The sequence below is a fragment of the Pseudomonas sp. Pseusp97 genome (assembly GCF_047304025.1).
Lineage (GTDB): Bacteria > Pseudomonadota > Gammaproteobacteria > Pseudomonadales > Pseudomonadaceae > Pseudomonas.
The window spans coordinates 14,437-30,374 of the sequence record NZ_JBGLYK010000044.1; the positions used below are offsets into that span (position 1 = coordinate 14,437).

Consider the following 15,938-nt stretch of genomic DNA (forward strand, 5'->3'; position numbering starts at 1 on the left):
TCAAGGCGCAGCGCTGAGCGCCCAGGTGATGGCGCACAGGATCAGCACGAACAGGGCGCAGTCGAACAGCGCCTCATGCCAGATCCAGCGCCCGAAGGGGGTGGCCTGCAACAGCAGGCGCAGTACGACCGTAAGGCCCAGGGCAAGCACCGCATAGATGAACAGCGGGCTGAGGAACACGCCGCCCCAGCCGAACTCATGCAGTCCCATTGGCGTCCTCCAGACGGCACCACTGGCGCCAGGTATGGCGCAATTGCGCCAGCGCGGCACGGGCCAGGCGGTTGGGTTCGTTGTCGCCCTGCAGATCGTGGGCAAGGGCTTCTTCCAGGGACGGGCAGAGGCTTTCCAGGCGTTGCTCGCGCCCTGCGCCGGGGCCCTTTTCCAGCACACTGCCCAGGGCGCCGAGGAACTGGTCGCGACGCTTGCGCAACTGGCCCTGGGCGCCATTGAGGCAGGCGCGCAGGTGAATCAGCTCGTTGCCCAGATCGAGGGCGAACAGGCCGTCCTGCCAGCGCCGCTGTTCCTCCTTGGGCAACAGGGTGTAGTGCCGCGCCAGGCGGATCAGACGGTCGGCCATGCGCCCGCCGAACCAGCTTTCGGCTTCGGTCAGCGGCCGCCGGGTCAGGCGTCCGAGGTCTTCGCAGGTGGCCTGGATCAACCGCCGATTGAGCCAGTTCGCCGGCAGCGTTAGCAGACGGAACACCAGCACGGCGAAGCCCACGCCAATCACGATGCCCTGGGCCGAATTGAGCAGGTTGGCGAGGTCGTACTTCATCACGTTGCTCGGCGCCACCAGCGTGATGAAGTGGATCGAGAAGGACGTCGCGGTACCGGCCAGCGCCGGCGTGGCCATCCCCAGCAGGGCGAAGAACAGCGGCACGCCCAGCGCCAGGCAGAGCAGCGGGAAGCCGTTCCACTGCGGCAGCAGCCATTGGGTGACCACGGCAGCGGCGGGCACGGCGAGGAGAATGCCGCGCAGGAAGCCCAAACCGATGGTGACGGCGTTGTCGCGGTTGGCGAACAGGCTGCAGATCACCGCCGCCAGCAGCATGCCGCCGGTGGCCGCCGGCCAGGCCGTGGCCATCCAGAAGGCCGACATGCCCAGCAGCGCCAGCGCGCTGCGCAGGCCATAGAACAATGCCATCAACCAGTCGCGGTGCCAGGACAGCGTGCCGGTAGCGACATCGTCCACCCGCCCGTCCGCCACCGCGCGCATGGTCTTCTCCGAGTTCAGCGCCTTGAGCAGCAGCAAGGCGCAGCGGGTCAGGCAATAGCGCAGGTCGTTGGAGTAGCTCTCATCCAGCCCGGCGGCTTGCAGCCGCTCCTGAAGCGAACGCATGGTTTCGACCTGCGGGTCCTCCAGGGTGGCGCGCAGTTCCTCGAACCAGGGCTGCAGGCGCGCGCGGTCCTCGGCATCCAGCACGCTGCGCTGTCGAGCAACGCCACGTGCGGTACGCAGCAGGCTGAGCAGGTCGCGGGAGAGAATCCGCAGCGCGCGCGAACGCATCCGCCCGCGGTAACCCTCGAACCAGGCGTGATCGCGCTGCACGTCGACTTCGACGATCTTGCCCAGCGCCTGCAGCAGCCCCTTGATCTGCCGCGCGTCGGCATCGATCTCGCTGCGCGCGGCCTGCATGCCGGTGAGCCAGGTGGCGTGGGCCTGCTTGTCCAGGTTGGCTTCGACGCGGCGCGGCCAGAGGATGGCGCTGATGGCCGACGCGCAGAGAATCCCCAGGCATATCTCCGTACTGCGCGCCACGGCCTGGTCGAATACGTCCAGCGGATGGCTGATCGCCGGCAGGCCGATGATCGCCACGGTGTACCCGGACAGCACGAAGGCATAGGAGACGTGGTTGCGCAGGGTCGTCGAGGCGGCCGTGCAGAGGCCGAGCCAGAGCGAGACGGCCAGCAGGAACAGCCAGGGCGTCTGGGCGAACAGCGCGATCATCACCACCGACATCACGGTGCCGACCACCGTGCCGATCAGGCGGAAGATGCCCTTGGCCACCACCATGCCCGACAGCGGCTGGGACACGATGAAGACAGTCATCAGCGCCCATTGCGGCTGTTCCAGGTCGAAACGGAAGGCGCACCAGAGCGCCAGGCCGCCGGCCAGGAGGGTCTTGATCGCAAATTTCAGCGCCAGCGTATCCGGCGCCAGGAATGCCTGTAGCGTAGGTCGCACGCGGTCTCTCGAAAGGAATGCCGGTCTGTCGGGTTAAAGATAGCCGGCATGGGGAACAACTGAATCGTTGCCTGAAATATTATTAGCAAGCTAACAATTTGTCATCCCGACTTTCGTCGAGGCAAAAAAAACGGGCGACCTAAGTCGCCCGAAGTGCCTTGCGTGCTCTGTGAATCTGTAAGGATCAGCCCTTCTTGTGGCTGTCCTTCCAGATGAAAATTCCGACCCCGCCGAAGAACAGAACCATGAGGCCAACGGTAAGGACGCCTGCGAGAACCACTTCGTCGATGAACATGATGCTGGCCTCCTGTTGCCTACATCGTCTGGAGATGTGTGCAGGTTACCGGCGAACGATCAGGCCAAATTGACCTGGATCAATGGTCGACAAGGCGCTTTCCGGGGAGGGCCGGAGCACTGACGCAGGTCAAGATTCAGGAGGGCTCAGGTGCGGCGGGAAGCCGCGCAGGGCGGGCCCTGGCGGCGAAAAGCGGGGATATGGCGGGGGAATTTCAGTGTTTCTTCGGCTTGCTCTTGTTCTTCTTGCGCGATTTGCCCAGCGGCAGCGCCTGCTCGAAGGCCTTGCGCACGTCTTGCAGGCGCTTTTCGTGCACGTCGTGGATGCGCTTGTCGCGCTCGGCGGTGAAGTCGATCAGCTTGTCGTCGTTGCTCATGGCAGGGCATGCACCAGGCGGAAAGTCAGATTCAGGCGCGGCGCAACCGGACGGCGCGTCTTGGCGACCTGATGCTGCCAATAATGCTGTGTCGCGCCGGACATGACCAGCAGCGAACCGCCTGGCAGCTCGATGGAATGTTCGATTGTGTTTCGTCCCTTGCGGCGCAGGTCGAAGCGCCTCGCACCACCCAGGTTCAGCGAGGCCACCACCGGGTTGCGCCCGAGTTCGGGCTCGTCGTCGCTGTGCCAGCCCATGGAGTCCTGGCCGTCGCGATAGTAGTTGAGCAGCACGCCGTTGAAGCGCTGACCGGCGGCCTTCTGCACCGCCGCACGAATCTCCGCCAGCAGCGGCGTCCACGGCAGCGGCGCGTGGGTCAGGCCGGAATAGGTGTAGAAAGCCTCGGGATCGCCGTACCAGTTGACCAGGCGCGGCACCGGGTAGTCGCGGCCGTGCAGATGCACTTGCGGCTGCTCCCAGGGCGTCTCGGCGAGCAGTTGCTGCAGCCAGCGCTCGGCCCGCTCGGGCGGGCACCAGTCGGGGATCAGGCGCAACTCGGCGTCGGGCAGCAGGATGGGGGCGTCGTCGAACAGCATGGGAAGCTCGTGGAATCAGCGATGCAAGGAGTCTACCCCGCGACGTCAGACCTCGACATCGATCCACAGCCCCTTGCGCTGGGCGGCCTGCACCTCGTCGCCCAGTTCCTCCACCTCCTCCAGCTCTTCCAGCGCCTCCCCTTCGGGGCTGCCGTCGGCCAGTTGGCGGCGCTTGCGTCGGCGCTGGTATTCCTCGCGCAATGCCTGTTCGTCCGGGCGGCGCTCCAGCTCGACGCCGGCATTGCCCGCGCTGGGCGCAGGCGGGGTCACCGGGGTGACATCCGGTCGCGGCCTGGGCACGTCCTGCTGGGCAGTGACGGGTGCCAGACTATGGGGAATGGGCGGCAGCATCGTGCGGTCCTGGGCTTTGCAGCAAGCCCTGTGGGAAGTCCTCTGGTCAGGCTATCGGCGCAGCGGCTACAGACTTGAGGGCGCCTCGCTACACTTTCCACGATTCGCGATGAGCGCGCACCCCGGACCGGCTACATCGACACATCAGTCGACCGGAGGCGCCGACGGCCATCGCTGAAAGCTGCGCGTTCCGGTACCATAGCCGGCTTTTTTTGGGAGGTGTCCATGGCGCAGTATCAACCCGGTCAACGCTGGATCAGCGACAGTGAAGCGGAACTCGGCCTGGGGACCATCCTGGCGCTGGACGGCCGCATGCTCACGGTGCTCTATCCCGCCACCGGTGATACCCGCCAGTACGCCGAGCGCAATGCGCCGCTGACCCGCGTGCGCTTCGCTCCCGGCGACGAGATCACCCATTTCGAAGGCTGGAAGATGACCGTCCGTGAAGTGGACGAGATCGACGGCCTGCTGATCTACCACGGCATCACCGCGCAGAACGACCAGCGCACCGTGCCGGAAACCCAGCTGTCGAACTTCATCCAGTTCCGCCTGGCCAGCGACCGCCTGTTCGCCGGGCAGATCGATCCGATGTCCTGGTTCGGCCTGCGCTACCACACCCTGGAACACCGCACCCGCCTGCTGCAGTCCTCGCTCTGGGGCCTGGGCGGCGCTCGCGCGCAACCCATCGCGCACCAGCTGCACATCGCCCGCGAGGTCGCCGACCGCATGGCGCCGCGCGTCCTGCTGGCCGACGAAGTGGGCCTGGGCAAGACCATCGAAGCGGGCCTGGTGATCCATCGCCAACTGCTCTCCGGCCGCGCCAGCCGCGTGCTGATCCTGGTGCCGGAAAACCTGCAGCACCAGTGGCTGGTGGAAATGCGCCGGCGCTTCAACCTGGAAGTGGCCCTGTTCGACCGCGAGCGTTTCGTCGAGAGCGATGCCAGCAACCCCTTCGAGGACACCCAGCTGGCCCTGGTGGCGCTGGAGTGGCTGCGCGAGGACGAGAAGGCGCAGGACGCGCTGTTCGCCGCCGAATGGGACCTGCTGGTGGTCGACGAAGCCCACCACCTGGTCTGGCACCCGGAACAGGCCAGCGCGGAATACCAGCTGGTCGAGCAATTGTCCCAGGTCATCCCCGGCGTGCTGCTGCTCACCGCGACCCCGGAACAGCTCGGCCTGGACAGCCACTTCGCGCGCCTGCGCCTGCTCGACCCGGACCGCTTCCACGACCTGGAAGCCTTCCGTGCCGAAAGCACCCAGTACCGCCCGGTGGCCGAGGCGGTGCAGGAACTGATCGACCAGGGCAGCCTCTCCCCCGCCGCGCGCCAGGCCATCCACGGCTTCCTCGGCAGCGAAGGCGACGATCTGCTGGCCAGCGTCGAGGGCGGCAATGAAGACGCCCGCGCCCGCCTGGTGCGCGAACTGCTCGACCGCCATGGCACCGGCCGCGTGCTGTTCCGCAACACCCGCGCCGCCGTGCAGGGCTTCCCGGAACGCCAGCTGCACCCCTACGTGCTGCCCAACCCGATCGAGTACATGGAGCTGCCGCTGGGCGAGCACCCGGACCTCTACCCGGAAGTCAGCTTCCAGGCCCAGGCCGACGATGGCGACGAGAACAACCGCTGGTGGCGCTTCGACCCGCGCGTCGAGTGGCTGATCGACACCCTGAAGATGCTCAAGCAGTACAAGGTGCTGGTGATCTGCGCCCACGCCGAGACCGCCATGGACCTGGGCGATGCCCTGCGCCTGAAGTCGGGCATCCCGGCCACCGTGTTCCACGAGGGCATGAGCATCCTCGAGCGTGACCGCGCCGCCGCCTACTTCGCCGACGAAGAGTTCGGCGCGCAGGTGCTGATCTGCTCGGAGATCGGCAGCGAGGGCCGCAACTTCCAGTTCGCCCATCACCTGGTGCTGTTCGACCTGCCGGCTCACCCGGACCAGCTGGAACAGCGCATCGGCCGCCTGGACCGGATCGGCCAGAAGCACACCATCCAGATCCACGTGCCGCACCTGGAGAGCAGCCCGCAGGAACGCCTGTTCCAGTGGTACCACCGCGCGCTGAACGCCTTCCTCAACACCTGCCCCACCGGCAACGCCCTGCAGCACCGCTTCGGCCCGCGCCTGGTGGAGCTGCTCGACGGCGGCGACGACGATGCCTTCGAGGCCCTGCTGGCCGAAGGCACCGCCGCCCGCGAGGCGCTGGAGGCCGAGATGCACAACGGCCGCGACCGCCTGCTGGAGCTGAATTCCGGCGGCGCCGGTGAAGGCGAGGCGCTGGTGGAAGAGATCGAGGAACAGGACGACCAGTTCGCCCTGCCGATCTACATGGAGCGCCTGTTCGACACCTACGGTATCGACAGCGAGGACCATTCCGAGAACGCGCTGATCCTGCGCCCGAGCGAGAAGATGCTCGACGCCAGCTTCCCGCTGGGCGACGACGAAGGCGTCACCGTCACCTACGACCGCGCCCAGGCCCTGGCCCGCGAAGACATGCAATTCCTCACCTGGGAACACCCCATGGTGCAGGGCGGCATGGACCTGGTGCTGTCCGGCTCGCTGGGCAACACCTCGGTGGCGCTGATCAAGAACAAGGCGCTCAAGCCTGGCACCGTGCTGCTGGAACTGCTGTTCGTCAGCGAGGCCGTGGCGCCGCGCAAATTGCAGCTGGGCCGCTTCCTGCCGCCGGTGGCGCTGCGCTGCCTGATGGATGCCAACGGCAACGACCTGTCCTCGCGGGTGTCCTTCGAGACCCTGAACGACCAGCTGGAAAGCGTGCCGCGCGCCAGCGCCAACAAGTTCGTGCAGGCGCAGCGTGACGTTCTGGCCAAGCAGTTCGCCCAGGCCGAGACCAAGATCACCCCGCGCCATGCCGAGCGTGTGGAGGCGGCTCGCCAGCAGCTGAAGGCGACCCTGGACGAGGAGCTGGCGCGCCTGACCGCGCTCAAGGCCGTCAACCCCAGCGTGCGCGACAGCGAACTGGAAGCCCTGCGCAAGCAGCGCGACGACAGCCTGGCAATGCTCGACAAGGCCTCGCTGCGCCTTGAAGCGATCCGCGTGCTGGTCGCCGGCTGATTCAGTCAGGGGCTTCAAGCAAAGCCGCCAGCGGGCAACCGCTGGCGGCTTTTTCATGGGCGCCGTTCCCACCGGCTGCGTAGGAGCGGACTCTGTCCGCGATGTCTGATCGGCGGCTCCCTGGGTGGATCTGGCGTGAGGATAAAACGATCGCGGACGGAGTCCGCTCCTACAGGAAATCCTGTGCAATCGGCGGCCCTCTCCATCCGGTGCTCTCGGATAGTGCCGAACCAGGCCCCGCAACGGGTTATCCGCCGACTACTCCGCTGCCGATAACGCTGACGCGTTATGCGCCCTACGATCTGTTCGCGAGCAAGCTCGCTCCTACAAGAGCGGCAGGTAATCCCTGTAGGCGCGAGCTTGCTCGCGAACCCGCACTGGCACCCGTCCGTCCACGGTGACACCGCTCTATTCCCGGCACATTCGGACATTCCGACTACCATTGACGCTGCGCAAGGGAATCTCCGCCCTGGAGGGATAGAGTTTTCCTACCAAGCCACTCATTGAGGGAACACATCATGTACGAGCGCATTCTGGTAGCGGTGGACGGCAGCCCGGTATCCGACCGTGCCCTGGTCGAAGCGGCCAAGCTGGCCCAGCTGAGCGGCGGCGAGCTGCGGGTCATCACCATCGTCGACAGCCCGCTGCGCCATCTGCCCGATTACGCCGTGTACTACAACCCCGAGCCGCTGCGCGAAGCCGCGTTGAAGGCTGCCGATGACATCCTCGGCAAGGCCCGCGACAAGATTGCCGAATTCCCGGTGAAAACCAGCTTCGAGCGGGTCTGCCAGGAACGCGCCAGCGAAGAGATCGCCGAGCGCATCGAGGTCGAGGCCGAAGCCTGCAAGGCCGACATCATCGTCATGGGCACCCACGGTCGCCGCGGCGTGCGCCGCCTGATGCTGGGCAGCGTGGCCGAGGGCCTGCTGCGCGTCAGCAACCGCCCGGTGCTGCTGGTACGCGAGAAGTAACCGCCCGCGCAAAGAACAAAGGCCCTGCGGCGCGAGCCGCAGGGCCTTTTTCATGGCCGCCGTTCAAGTCACTGCGCTGCGGTCATGTCACGCTTGCAGGAATGGAAGATATCCAGGTCCGGCTGGTACAGGCCGGTGTGCACGCCGTAGAGACCGAGCACCGAGTGGAACAGGTTGTCGTGGCTGAACTCGTCGCTGGCCGCCTTCTTCTCCAGGCAACCGCGGTCCACGCCCATGCCGCCGAGGGCGCCGTTGCCGAACCACATCACCATGGGCACGTGGGTCTGCGCTTTCGGCGCGATGGCGTAGGGCGCGGCGTGCAGGTAGACGCCGTTCTCGCCCAGCGATTCGCCGTGGTCGGAAACATAGAGCATCGAAGTGTCGAAGCGCTCCTGGTTGTGCTTGAGCAGCTCCACCACCCTGGAGAGGAAGAAGTCGGTGTAGAGGATGGTGTTGTCATAGACGTTCACCAGCTCCTCGTTGCTGCAACTGCCCAGCTGGTTGGTGCGGCACACCGGGGTGAAGCGCTCCAGCGACTTGGGATAGCGATCGTAGTATTCCGGGCCGTGGCTGCCGTCGGCGTGCAGGACGATGATGGCATTGTCCTTCAGACCGTCGATGTAGGCCTGCAGGTCTTGCAGCAGGGCTTCGTCCAGGCAGTTCTTGCCGTCGCAGAACGGGCCGGGCTGGTTCTTCGGGATGTCACGGTTGGGCACGCGCAGGCAGGTGCCCTTGCAGTCGCTGTTGTTGTCCAGCCAGAGCACCGAGACGCCGACGCGCTGGAGGATGTCCAGCAGGCCCTGGTTGGTCTTGCCCTTCTTGTCGCTGTAGTCCTCGCGGGGGAACTTGGAAAACATGCAGGGCACCGACACCGCCGTCGAAGTACCGCAGGAGCTGACATTGGCGAAGTTGAGGATGTCGAGCTTCTTCAGTTCCGGATTGGTGTCGCGAGCGTAGCCGTTGAGGGAGAAGTGGTCAGCGCGGGCGGTTTCGCCGACCACGAAGATCATCAGCGACTTGCGCCCGTCGGCGCTCACTTTGCGCGGCATCACCGCGTCCTCGCCGATGGGCTGCACCACCAGGTTTTCCTTGATGCCCAGGCGCTGCTTGGTGAACTTGCTCACCGCGTAGATGTAGTTGGTCGGGTTGATGAAGTGGGTCAGCTTCTCTTCCTGGCGGAACACCGGGGCGTAGGTGGAATAGAACGCCCCCACGCAGACGGCCACCACCACCAGGCAGCCGAAGATCACCAGCACCTTGTTCAGCAGGCCGCGGAAGAATGAGCTGTAGCGCACCGGCGTCAGCCAGATGATCGCCGCCGGCAGCACGCCGAGCAGCAGCAGGTAGCCGACCATGCGCGCGCTGAACAGCGCGGCGGCCTCTCCCGGATTGGTCTCGATGACGTTCTGCACCATCACGGTATCGATCACGACACCGTAGGAGTTCATGAAGTACGCCGCGGCCGCCGAGACCAGCGCCACCAGCGTCAGCGCCGGCTTGAGCAGCGGGCGGAAGGACACCAGGGTCAGCAGGAGGGTGAAGGCCGCCCACAGGAAACAGGCGAATGACGCGAAGAACGCCACGCCCCAGAGACCCTCCATGGGCACTAGGCTGTTCAGGGCCCGCCAGGTGGCGAAGTTGTAGAACAGCACCAGGGCCAGGGAGAACAGCAGGACCAGCCGCGCGGGGCTGACCTGGGGGAAGAGGCCGCGCTTGCCCTCGGACATCGAGCGCACTCCTTACATCGATAGTCGGATAGGAAATGGAATAGCCGACCCTGCCGGCCGGCGGCGCAACTCTAGCGGGCAGTTAGTCAAAAAAGTGTCAAGTTGGCTACCCGCTTTCGGCCAGCGGTCGGAACAATGAACGAGCCGGTACTTGGTACTACCGTACGTCGCGCACTTCCAGGCATTCCACCGAAAATTCAACACGCTCCTTGCAGCGCCATCCTGACTTCCTAGACTTGAAGCAAAGTGATATCAATCTGCCTCCTCCCCCCGACATCCGGAGCATCCCGCCCATGGACTGGCACCAGGACGCCTTACCCGATGCTGTGCTGCTGGAGTGTTCCCACAACCCCGGCCTGGTTCTGCTGGCCATCCTCATCGCCTGCGCCGCCAGCTTCGTCGCCCTGAGCATCGCCGCGCGAATGGTCCGCGCGCCGCAGCACGCCCATCGCTGGCAATGGGTCGGCGGCATCTGCCTGGGCAGCGGCATCTGGTCGATGCACTTCGTCGCCATGCTGGCCTTCCACTCCTCGGTGCCGCTGCATTTCTCCGGCGGCCTGACGCTGCTGTCATTGCTCCTGGCCATCGGCATCAGCGTTATCGCCATGCGCCTGCTCGCCCACGCCGGGCTGAGTCCGCTGCAATACCTGCTCGCAGCCTGCTGCATCGGCACCAGCATCGCCGGCATGCACTACACCGGCATGGCCGCCATAGAGTCGCCGCCCATGCAGCACTACGACCCGCTGCTGGTGACCCTCTCGGTCCTGATGGCCGTGCTGGTGGCCTTTGTCGCGCTGGTGCTCGCGCCGGTGCTCAATCGCCAACCCGCCGCCCGCCAATGGATCTACCAGACCCTCGCCAGCCTGCTGCTGGGCGGCGCCATTTCCAGCATGCACTTCACCGGCATGGCGGCCCTGACCCTGACGCTGCCCAGCTGGGTTGCGCCGGTGGCGGACCTGGGGCGCAGCAACGCCATCCAGCTCGGCCTGATGGTCGGCCTGCTGGCCCTGGCCGTGGTGCTGGCCGGACTCTGGGCGGCCTGGATCGAGGACAGCCTGGAGAGCAAGGAAAGCGAGCTGAGCCGCGTCAACGCCCTGCTCAGCCAGCTGGACAATGCCAACGCTTCGCTGCAGAAACTGGCGCGCTTCGACGGCCTCACCGGCCTGCACAACCGCAACGCGCTGAACGAGGAGTTCGCCAGCCGCCTGCAGCGCAACCGCCAGAAGGGGCAGGGCATGGCGGTGATCCTGCTGGACCTGGACCACTTCAAGCGGGTCAACGACTCCCTCGGCCACGCGGCCGGCGACGAGCTGCTGTGCATCGTTTCCGAGCGCATCCGCAGTGCGCTGCGCAGCACCGACCTGCTGGCGCGCTTCGGCGGCGACGAGTTCTGCATCCTCGCCGACCTGGGCGAGGACCACGAGGCGCGCATCCTTGCCCAGCGCCTGATGCAGCGCATGAAGGAGCCGATCAGCATCGCCGGGCGCAGCCTGGTGATGACCCTGAGCGTCGGCATCAGCCTGTTCCCCAACGACAGCGAGCAACCCGAGGAGCTGCTCAAGCACGCCGACCTCGCGCTGTACCAGTCCAAGGGCAACGGCCGCAACGCCACCCACTTCTTCAGCCCGCACCTGAAGACCAAGGCCACCCAGGAACTGCAACTGGAAGAAGAACTGCGCAAGGCGCTATGGGACGACGAACTGGTGCTCTACTACCAGCCGATCCTGCGCATCGAGCACGGCGAAGTGGCCCAGCTCGAGGCGCTGGTGCGCTGGAAACACCCGACCCACGGCCTGCTGGCGCCGGACCGTTTCATCGGCCTGGCCACCGCCAATGGCCTGATCGGCGCGCTCGATGCCTGGGTGCTGCGCCGCGCCTGCCAGGACCTGCGCCGCCTGCATGAGCTGGGCTACGACGGCCTGCGCGTGGCGGTGAACTGCTGCGCCAGCAACCTGGGCCGTGAGAGCCTGGTCGACGAGGTCCAGCGGACTCTGGAAGAGACCGGCCTGGCCGCCCGCTACCTGGAAATGGAAGTGACCGAGAACGCGGTGATGTCCAACATCAACCAGGCCATTCCCTTGCTCAACCGCCTGCGCGACCTGGGCGTGAGCCTGTCCATCGACGACTTCGGCACGGGCTACTCGTCGCTGTCCTACCTGCGCCAACTGCCGCTGGATGCGCTGAAGGTGGACCGCTCGTTCATCCGCGACGTGCCGCAATCGCGCCGTGACAGCGAGATCGCCCAGGCGATCATTGCCATGGCGCAGAAGCTGCACCTGAAGGTGATCGCCGAGGGCGTGGAGCACGCGCAGCAACTGGCCTTCCTGCGCGACAACCATTGCGAGCTGGCCCAGGGCTACCTGTTCAGCCGGCCCCTGCCGCTCTCCGCGCTGGTGGAGTTCCTCGAGGCCTACCGCGAGGACAGCGACTCGGCACTGCTGAGCAGCCGGGCCTGATGCCGGTGATCCAGGATCAGAAGTCGAACTTGCCGGCGCGCCAGCGCGGCAGCCAGCGCAGGGAGTCGGCGGTGGTCCCGGTGGGCCGGTATTCGGCGCCCAGCCAGCCGTCGTAGCCGACGTCGTCGAGCACCTGCAGCGGCACCTCGAACTCCATCTCGCCTGAGCCCGGTTCGCCGCGCTCCGGGTAGTCGGCGAACTGCACGTGGCCGATCTGGCCCATCAGCGCGTAGATGCAATCCACCAGTTCCAGGCCCATGCGCGCCATGTGGTAGAGGTCCAACTGCGCGCGCAGGTTTTCCCGCGCCACGCGCTCGAGCATGTCCTGCAGGTGCTCGGGGGTATTGAGCAGGAAGTCCTTCATGTCGTGGCAGTTGATGGCTTCCATCAGCACGTCGGTGCCGCTGCCGGCGAAGGCATCGCAGGTGGCGCGCAGGCGCTCGGCGAGGGTCTGCAGCGCGACCTCGCGTTCCTGCCCTTCGACCAGTCGCCCGGCCAGCACATTGATGTGCTGCGGCTGGACGATGCGCGCATAGTCCAGGGCCTTGGCCAGCGCGGCTTCGAATTCGGCAGCGCGCTCCGGTACGGCAGCGATGCCCGGGCCGCCCTGCATCAGGTCACCGGCGGGCAGGTTGATCAGCACCAGCGGCAGGCCGGCTTCGTCCAGCGCGGCTTTCAAATCCTGCGCGGGGACGTCGTAGGGGAACTGGATCTCCACGCCCTCGAAACCGGCCTTGGCGGCGGCGTCGATACGCTGCAGCAGCGGGACCTCGGTGAACAGCAGGGATAGGTTGGCGCAGAGTTTCATGCGGGGAATTCCTTCGACTGGCGGTATTGCTCGACCAGGGTAGCCGGGTCGCGTTCGAGATTGCCCTGGCTGCCATGCAGGCGCATCAGCTGCGCGGCGAGGCCGCTCATGGGCGTGGCCGAGCCTTCCTCGCGGGAAAGCTTCACGGCGGTGTCCAGATCCTTGAGCAGCGTGCGCACGTGCCACTTCACCGGTTCGAAGCGGCTCTCGGCCATCTGCGGGGCAAGGATCTGCAAGGGTTTCGAATCGGCGAAACCGCCGGCCAGGGCCGGGGCGATCAGGCTGGCATCGACGCCCGACTTTTCCGCCAGCGCCACCACCTCGGCAATCACCAGGGCGTTGCAGGCGACGATCATCTGGTTGCACACCTTGGTCACCTGCCCCGCGCCGACATCCCCCATGCGCGTCAGGCGTTGCCCGAGGTGGGCGAGGATCGGCCGCACACGCTCGATGTCCTCGACGCGGCCGCCGGCCATGATCGCCAGGGTGCCGGCTTCGGCGCCCGGCGTGCCGCCGGAAACCGGCGCGTCGACCCAGCGCATGCCGGTGCGCGCTTCCAGCTCGGCGGCCATCTCACGGGTGGCGGCCGGCTCCAGGCTGGAGAAGTCCACCAGCACCTGGCCGGCGCGGGCGTTCTCGACGATGCCACCGATACCGAACACCACCTCGCGCACGGCGGCGGTATCGGCCAGGCAGAGCATCACCACCTCTGCGTCGGCGCAAAGCTGCGCGGGGGTTTCCACAGCCTGGGCGCCTTCGGCGGCCAGCAGCTCACGCTTGCCGGCGGAGCGGTTCCACACGGCCAGCGGGTAACCGGCGGCGAGCAGGCGGCGCGTCATGGGTACCCCCATCAGGCCGAGACCGGCAAAAGCGAGGGATGGCAAAGGGGACGACATGGGATGATCTCCAGTTCGACAGCAGGACGGGCACGGGGAGGCGGCATTCTAGCAGGCGCGAACTTGCCCCGGCCGGCAATGCTTTCGCTGTTGCGACAGCTGCCAAACAGACGCGCCGCCACTATACTCCCGGAGTTTTTTCCGCCATTGAACCGGAGAACTCTCCCCATGCTCAAACGCACCCTGGCGCTCGCCGCCGGTTTTGCCCTGTCCCTGTCCGCCGTTTTCGCCCACGCCGACACCCAGAAAGAACTGAAAGTCTCGGCCATTCCCGATGAAGCCCCCACCGAGCTGCTGCGCAAGTTCAAGCCGCTGGGCGCCTATCTGGAAGAACAGCTGGGCATGCCGGTGAAATTCATCCCGGTATCCGACTATGCCGGCGTGGTCGAGGCCCTGGCTTCGGATCGCCTGGACATGGCCTGGCTGGGCGGCTTCACCTTCGTCCAGGCGCGGCTGAAGACCGGCAACGCCATCCCGCTGGTACAGCGTGAGCAGGACCAGCAGTTCACCAGCAAATTCATCACCGCCGACCCGAACGTGAAATCGATCCAGGACCTCAAGGGCAAGACCTTCGCCTTCGGTTCGGTGTCGTCCACTTCCGGCAGCCTGATGCCGCGCTACTTCATGCAGAAGGACGGCGTGGTGCCCGAGCAGTTCTTCTCCCGCGTGGCCTACTCCGGCGCCCACGACGCCACCGTCGCCTGGGTCCAGGCCGGCAAGGTCGACGCCGGTGTGCTGAACGCCTCTGTCTGGCAGAAGCTGGTGGACAGCGGCAAGGTCGACACCAGCAAGGTGAAGGTCTTCGCCACGACCCCGACCTATTACGACTACAACTGGACCGTGCGCGGCAACCTCGACCCGGCCCTGGCCGAGAAGATCAAGAAGGCCTTCCTCGCCCTCGACCCGAGCAAGCCGCGCGACAAGGAAATCCTCGACCTGCAGGCGGCCAGCCGCTTCATCGAGACCCAGCCTGACAACTACAAGGGCATCGAGGAATCGGCGCGCGCCGCCGGCCTCTTGAAGTGACGCTGAAACTGACCGGCGTGGAGCATATCCACGCCAACGGCCAGCGCTCGCTCGCCGGCATCGACCTCAGCGTCGCTGCCGGTGAGCGGGTGGCGATCATCGGCCCGTCGGGGGCCGGCAAGACGACCTTGCTGCGCATCCTCGCCACCGCACTGAAACCCGCTTCCGGCAGATTCGATCTGCTCGGCACCCAACCCTGGGCGCTGAGCGGTTCCGCGCGCCAGCGCCTGCGCTCGCGCATTGCCCTGGTGCACCAGGCTCCGCCGCTGCCACCGCGCCAGCGGGTGGTCACCGCTGTGCTCGCCGGCCGCCTCGGCCAGTGGCCGCTGTGGAAAAGCCTGGCCAGCCTGCTCTACCCGGTCGACGCCGCCGGCGCCCGCAGCGAGCTGCAGCGCCTGGACCTGGGTGACAAGCTCTTCGAACGCTGCGATCAGCTCTCCGGCGGCCAGCTGCAACGCGTCGGCATCGCCCGTGCGCTGTACCAGCAAGCGGAAGTGCTGCTGGCCGACGAACCGGTCTCGGCCATGGACCCGGTGCTCGCCGGCCACACCCTCGGCGTGCTCACCCGCGAAGCGCAGAACCGCGGCGTGACGCTGCTCGCCAGCCTGCACGCGGTGGACCTGGCGCTGGAGCACTTCCCGCGCATCGTCGGCGTGCGCGACGGCCGTATCGCCTTCGACAAGCCTGCTGCCAACGTCACGCCCGAGGACCTGCGCGCACTCTACGCGAACGAGCAGCTCGGCCAGCAGGACGCGTCTTCGCCGGTAGGAAAACCGGTGGTGGTGCAGATTCCGCGATGCTGAACCCAGCGCTTTCGACGAGCCCGCCCCGCGACCCGGCGGCGCTGCCGCGCCTGCTGCTCACCCTGCTCGCCCTGGCCTTGCTGTGGCCGGGCCAGCGCCTGTCCGAGCTGGATATCGCCGGCCTGTTCAGCGGTGACAACGCGCGGACCATGGCGAACTTCCTCGGCGGTTTCTGGCCGCCGGCCCATGACGGAGAATTCCTCGCCCTGCTCGGCCGCGCCACCCTGGAGACCCTGGCCATCGCCACCGCCGGCATGGCGCTGGCCTGGCTGATCGCCTTCCCCGCCGCGCTGCTGGCGACCCGTGCGCTGTCGATCTCCGCCCTGCCCCGCGGCGGGCGGGCCGGCGGGGGGGGGGCCGCGCGGCGCGGGGCCGG

At 66.7% G+C, this 15,938-nt stretch carries 14 protein-coding genes and 1 pseudogene; 6 read left to right on the top strand and 9 right to left on the bottom strand.

What is annotated here, in order from left to right:
• From ACCC94_RS10720 to ACCC94_RS10745, 6 genes are all read right to left on the bottom strand, one after another.
• A complete protein-coding gene (locus tag ACCC94_RS10720; RefSeq protein WP_037010214.1) occupies positions 1-210 on the bottom strand; it encodes a DUF1656 domain-containing protein in 210 nt (69 codons plus the stop codon).
• On the bottom strand, positions 197-2,185 hold the full coding sequence (locus ACCC94_RS10725) for an FUSC family protein (protein WP_413349417.1): 1,989 nt from the start codon (positions 2,183-2,185) through the stop codon (positions 197-199). Before ACCC94_RS10725 ends, ACCC94_RS10720 begins: the two co-directional genes overlap by 14 nt.
• 184 nt (positions 2,186-2,369) lie before the next feature.
• Positions 2,370-2,480 carry a cytochrome c oxidase subunit CcoM gene (gene ccoM / locus ACCC94_RS10730; RefSeq protein ID WP_277873429.1) on the bottom strand — a complete coding sequence of 37 codons (111 nt, stop codon included), beginning with the start codon at positions 2,478-2,480 and terminating at the stop codon, positions 2,370-2,372.
• A gap of 214 nt (positions 2,481-2,694) precedes the next feature.
• Positions 2,695-2,856 (bottom strand): hypothetical protein, encoded by a 162-nt coding sequence (locus ACCC94_RS10735; protein WP_413349418.1) that lies wholly within the window; start codon positions 2,854-2,856, stop codon positions 2,695-2,697.
• Complete coding sequence (locus ACCC94_RS10740) at positions 2,853-3,452, bottom strand: alpha-ketoglutarate-dependent dioxygenase AlkB family protein (RefSeq protein WP_413349419.1); 600 nt, start codon at positions 3,450-3,452, stop codon at positions 2,853-2,855. The genes ACCC94_RS10735 and ACCC94_RS10740 overlap by 4 nt, the downstream gene beginning before the upstream one ends.
• Before the next feature lie 45 nt (positions 3,453-3,497).
• On the bottom strand, positions 3,498-3,803 hold the full coding sequence (locus ACCC94_RS10745) for an aspartate-semialdehyde dehydrogenase (RefSeq protein ID WP_413349420.1): 306 nt from the start codon (positions 3,801-3,803) through the stop codon (positions 3,498-3,500).
• Between the two features lie 219 nt (positions 3,804-4,022).
• Here ACCC94_RS10745 and rapA point away from each other — a divergent pair, with 219 nt between their 5' ends.
• Both rapA and ACCC94_RS10755 read left to right on the top strand, forming a co-directional pair.
• Positions 4,023-6,875 (top strand): RNA polymerase-associated protein RapA, encoded by a 2,853-nt coding sequence (rapA, locus tag ACCC94_RS10750; protein WP_413349421.1) that lies wholly within the window; start codon positions 4,023-4,025, stop codon positions 6,873-6,875.
• A 518-nt stretch (positions 6,876-7,393) separates the two neighbouring features.
• Positions 7,394-7,846: a universal stress protein gene (locus ACCC94_RS10755; RefSeq protein WP_413349422.1), complete on the top strand. Its 453-nt coding sequence runs from the start codon at positions 7,394-7,396 to the stop codon at positions 7,844-7,846.
• Positions 7,847-7,914: 68 nt separating this feature from the next.
• Here ACCC94_RS10755 and ACCC94_RS10760 read toward each other — a convergent pair whose 3' ends face one another.
• The gene (locus ACCC94_RS10760) at positions 7,915-9,573 is read right to left on the bottom strand and encodes a phosphoethanolamine transferase (protein ID WP_413349423.1); all 1,659 of its coding nucleotides are present in this window, start codon (positions 9,571-9,573) and stop codon (positions 7,915-7,917) included.
• Between the two features lie 293 nt (positions 9,574-9,866).
• Here ACCC94_RS10760 and ACCC94_RS10765 point away from each other — a divergent pair, with 293 nt between their 5' ends.
• Positions 9,867-12,029, top strand: a complete 2,163-nt coding sequence (locus ACCC94_RS10765; RefSeq protein ID WP_413349424.1) for a putative bifunctional diguanylate cyclase/phosphodiesterase — start codon at positions 9,867-9,869, stop codon at positions 12,027-12,029.
• Between the two features lie 16 nt (positions 12,030-12,045).
• Here ACCC94_RS10765 and ACCC94_RS10770 read toward each other — a convergent pair whose 3' ends face one another.
• Both ACCC94_RS10770 and ACCC94_RS10775 read right to left on the bottom strand, forming a co-directional pair.
• Entirely contained in the window at positions 12,046-12,837 is a 792-nt protein-coding gene (locus ACCC94_RS10770; protein ID WP_413349425.1) for a hydroxypyruvate isomerase family protein, read from the bottom strand.
• On the bottom strand, positions 12,834-13,733 hold the full coding sequence (locus tag ACCC94_RS10775; RefSeq protein ID WP_413349427.1) for an NAD(P)-dependent oxidoreductase: 900 nt from the start codon (positions 13,731-13,733) through the stop codon (positions 12,834-12,836). Before ACCC94_RS10775 ends, ACCC94_RS10770 begins: the two co-directional genes overlap by 4 nt.
• A gap of 168 nt (positions 13,734-13,901) precedes the next feature.
• On the opposite strand from ACCC94_RS10775, the gene ACCC94_RS10780 reads away from it, so the two are divergent.
• The 3 genes and pseudogenes from ACCC94_RS10780 to ACCC94_RS10790 all read left to right on the top strand — a co-directional run.
• Positions 13,902-14,759 carry a putative selenate ABC transporter substrate-binding protein gene (locus tag ACCC94_RS10780; protein WP_413349428.1) on the top strand — a complete coding sequence of 286 codons (858 nt, stop codon included), beginning with the start codon at positions 13,902-13,904 and terminating at the stop codon, positions 14,757-14,759.
• Positions 14,756-15,562, top strand: coding sequence for a phosphonate ABC transporter ATP-binding protein (locus ACCC94_RS10785; protein ID WP_413349429.1), 807 nt, complete (start codon positions 14,756-14,758; stop codon positions 15,560-15,562). Before ACCC94_RS10780 ends, ACCC94_RS10785 begins: the two co-directional genes overlap by 4 nt.
• Positions 15,556-15,938: pseudogene (locus ACCC94_RS10790) on the top strand (ABC transporter permease); the annotation flags it as partial. The gene ACCC94_RS10785 and the pseudogene ACCC94_RS10790, both read left to right, overlap by 7 nt.

What these genes read in the sequence shown, in the direction of transcription:
- ACCC94_RS10720 (WP_037010214.1), bottom strand. Translation starts at nt 210, where the DNA reads ATGGGACTGCATGAGTTCGGCTGGGGCGGCGTGTTCCTCAGCCCGCTG.
- ACCC94_RS10760 (WP_413349423.1), bottom strand. Translation starts at nt 9,573, where the DNA reads ATGTCCGAGGGCAAGCGCGGCCTCTTCCCCCAGGTCAGCCCCGCGCGG.
- ACCC94_RS10775 (WP_413349427.1), bottom strand. Translation starts at nt 13,733, where the DNA reads ATGTCGTCCCCTTTGCCATCCCTCGCTTTTGCCGGTCTCGGCCTGATG.
- ACCC94_RS10780 (WP_413349428.1), top strand. Translation starts at nt 13,902, where the DNA reads ATGCTCAAACGCACCCTGGCGCTCGCCGCCGGTTTTGCCCTGTCCCTG.
- ACCC94_RS10745 (WP_413349420.1), bottom strand. Translation starts at nt 3,803, where the DNA reads ATGCTGCCGCCCATTCCCCATAGTCTGGCACCCGTCACTGCCCAGCAG.
- ACCC94_RS10755 (WP_413349422.1), top strand. Translation starts at nt 7,394, where the DNA reads ATGTACGAGCGCATTCTGGTAGCGGTGGACGGCAGCCCGGTATCCGAC.
- ccoM (WP_277873429.1), bottom strand. Translation starts at nt 2,480, where the DNA reads ATGTTCATCGACGAAGTGGTTCTCGCAGGCGTCCTTACCGTTGGCCTC.
- ACCC94_RS10770 (WP_413349425.1), bottom strand. Translation starts at nt 12,837, where the DNA reads ATGAAACTCTGCGCCAACCTATCCCTGCTGTTCACCGAGGTCCCGCTG.
- ACCC94_RS10765 (WP_413349424.1), top strand. Translation starts at nt 9,867, where the DNA reads ATGGACTGGCACCAGGACGCCTTACCCGATGCTGTGCTGCTGGAGTGT.
- ACCC94_RS10740 (WP_413349419.1), bottom strand. Translation starts at nt 3,452, where the DNA reads ATGCTGTTCGACGACGCCCCCATCCTGCTGCCCGACGCCGAGTTGCGC.
- ACCC94_RS10735 (WP_413349418.1), bottom strand. Translation starts at nt 2,856, where the DNA reads ATGAGCAACGACGACAAGCTGATCGACTTCACCGCCGAGCGCGACAAG.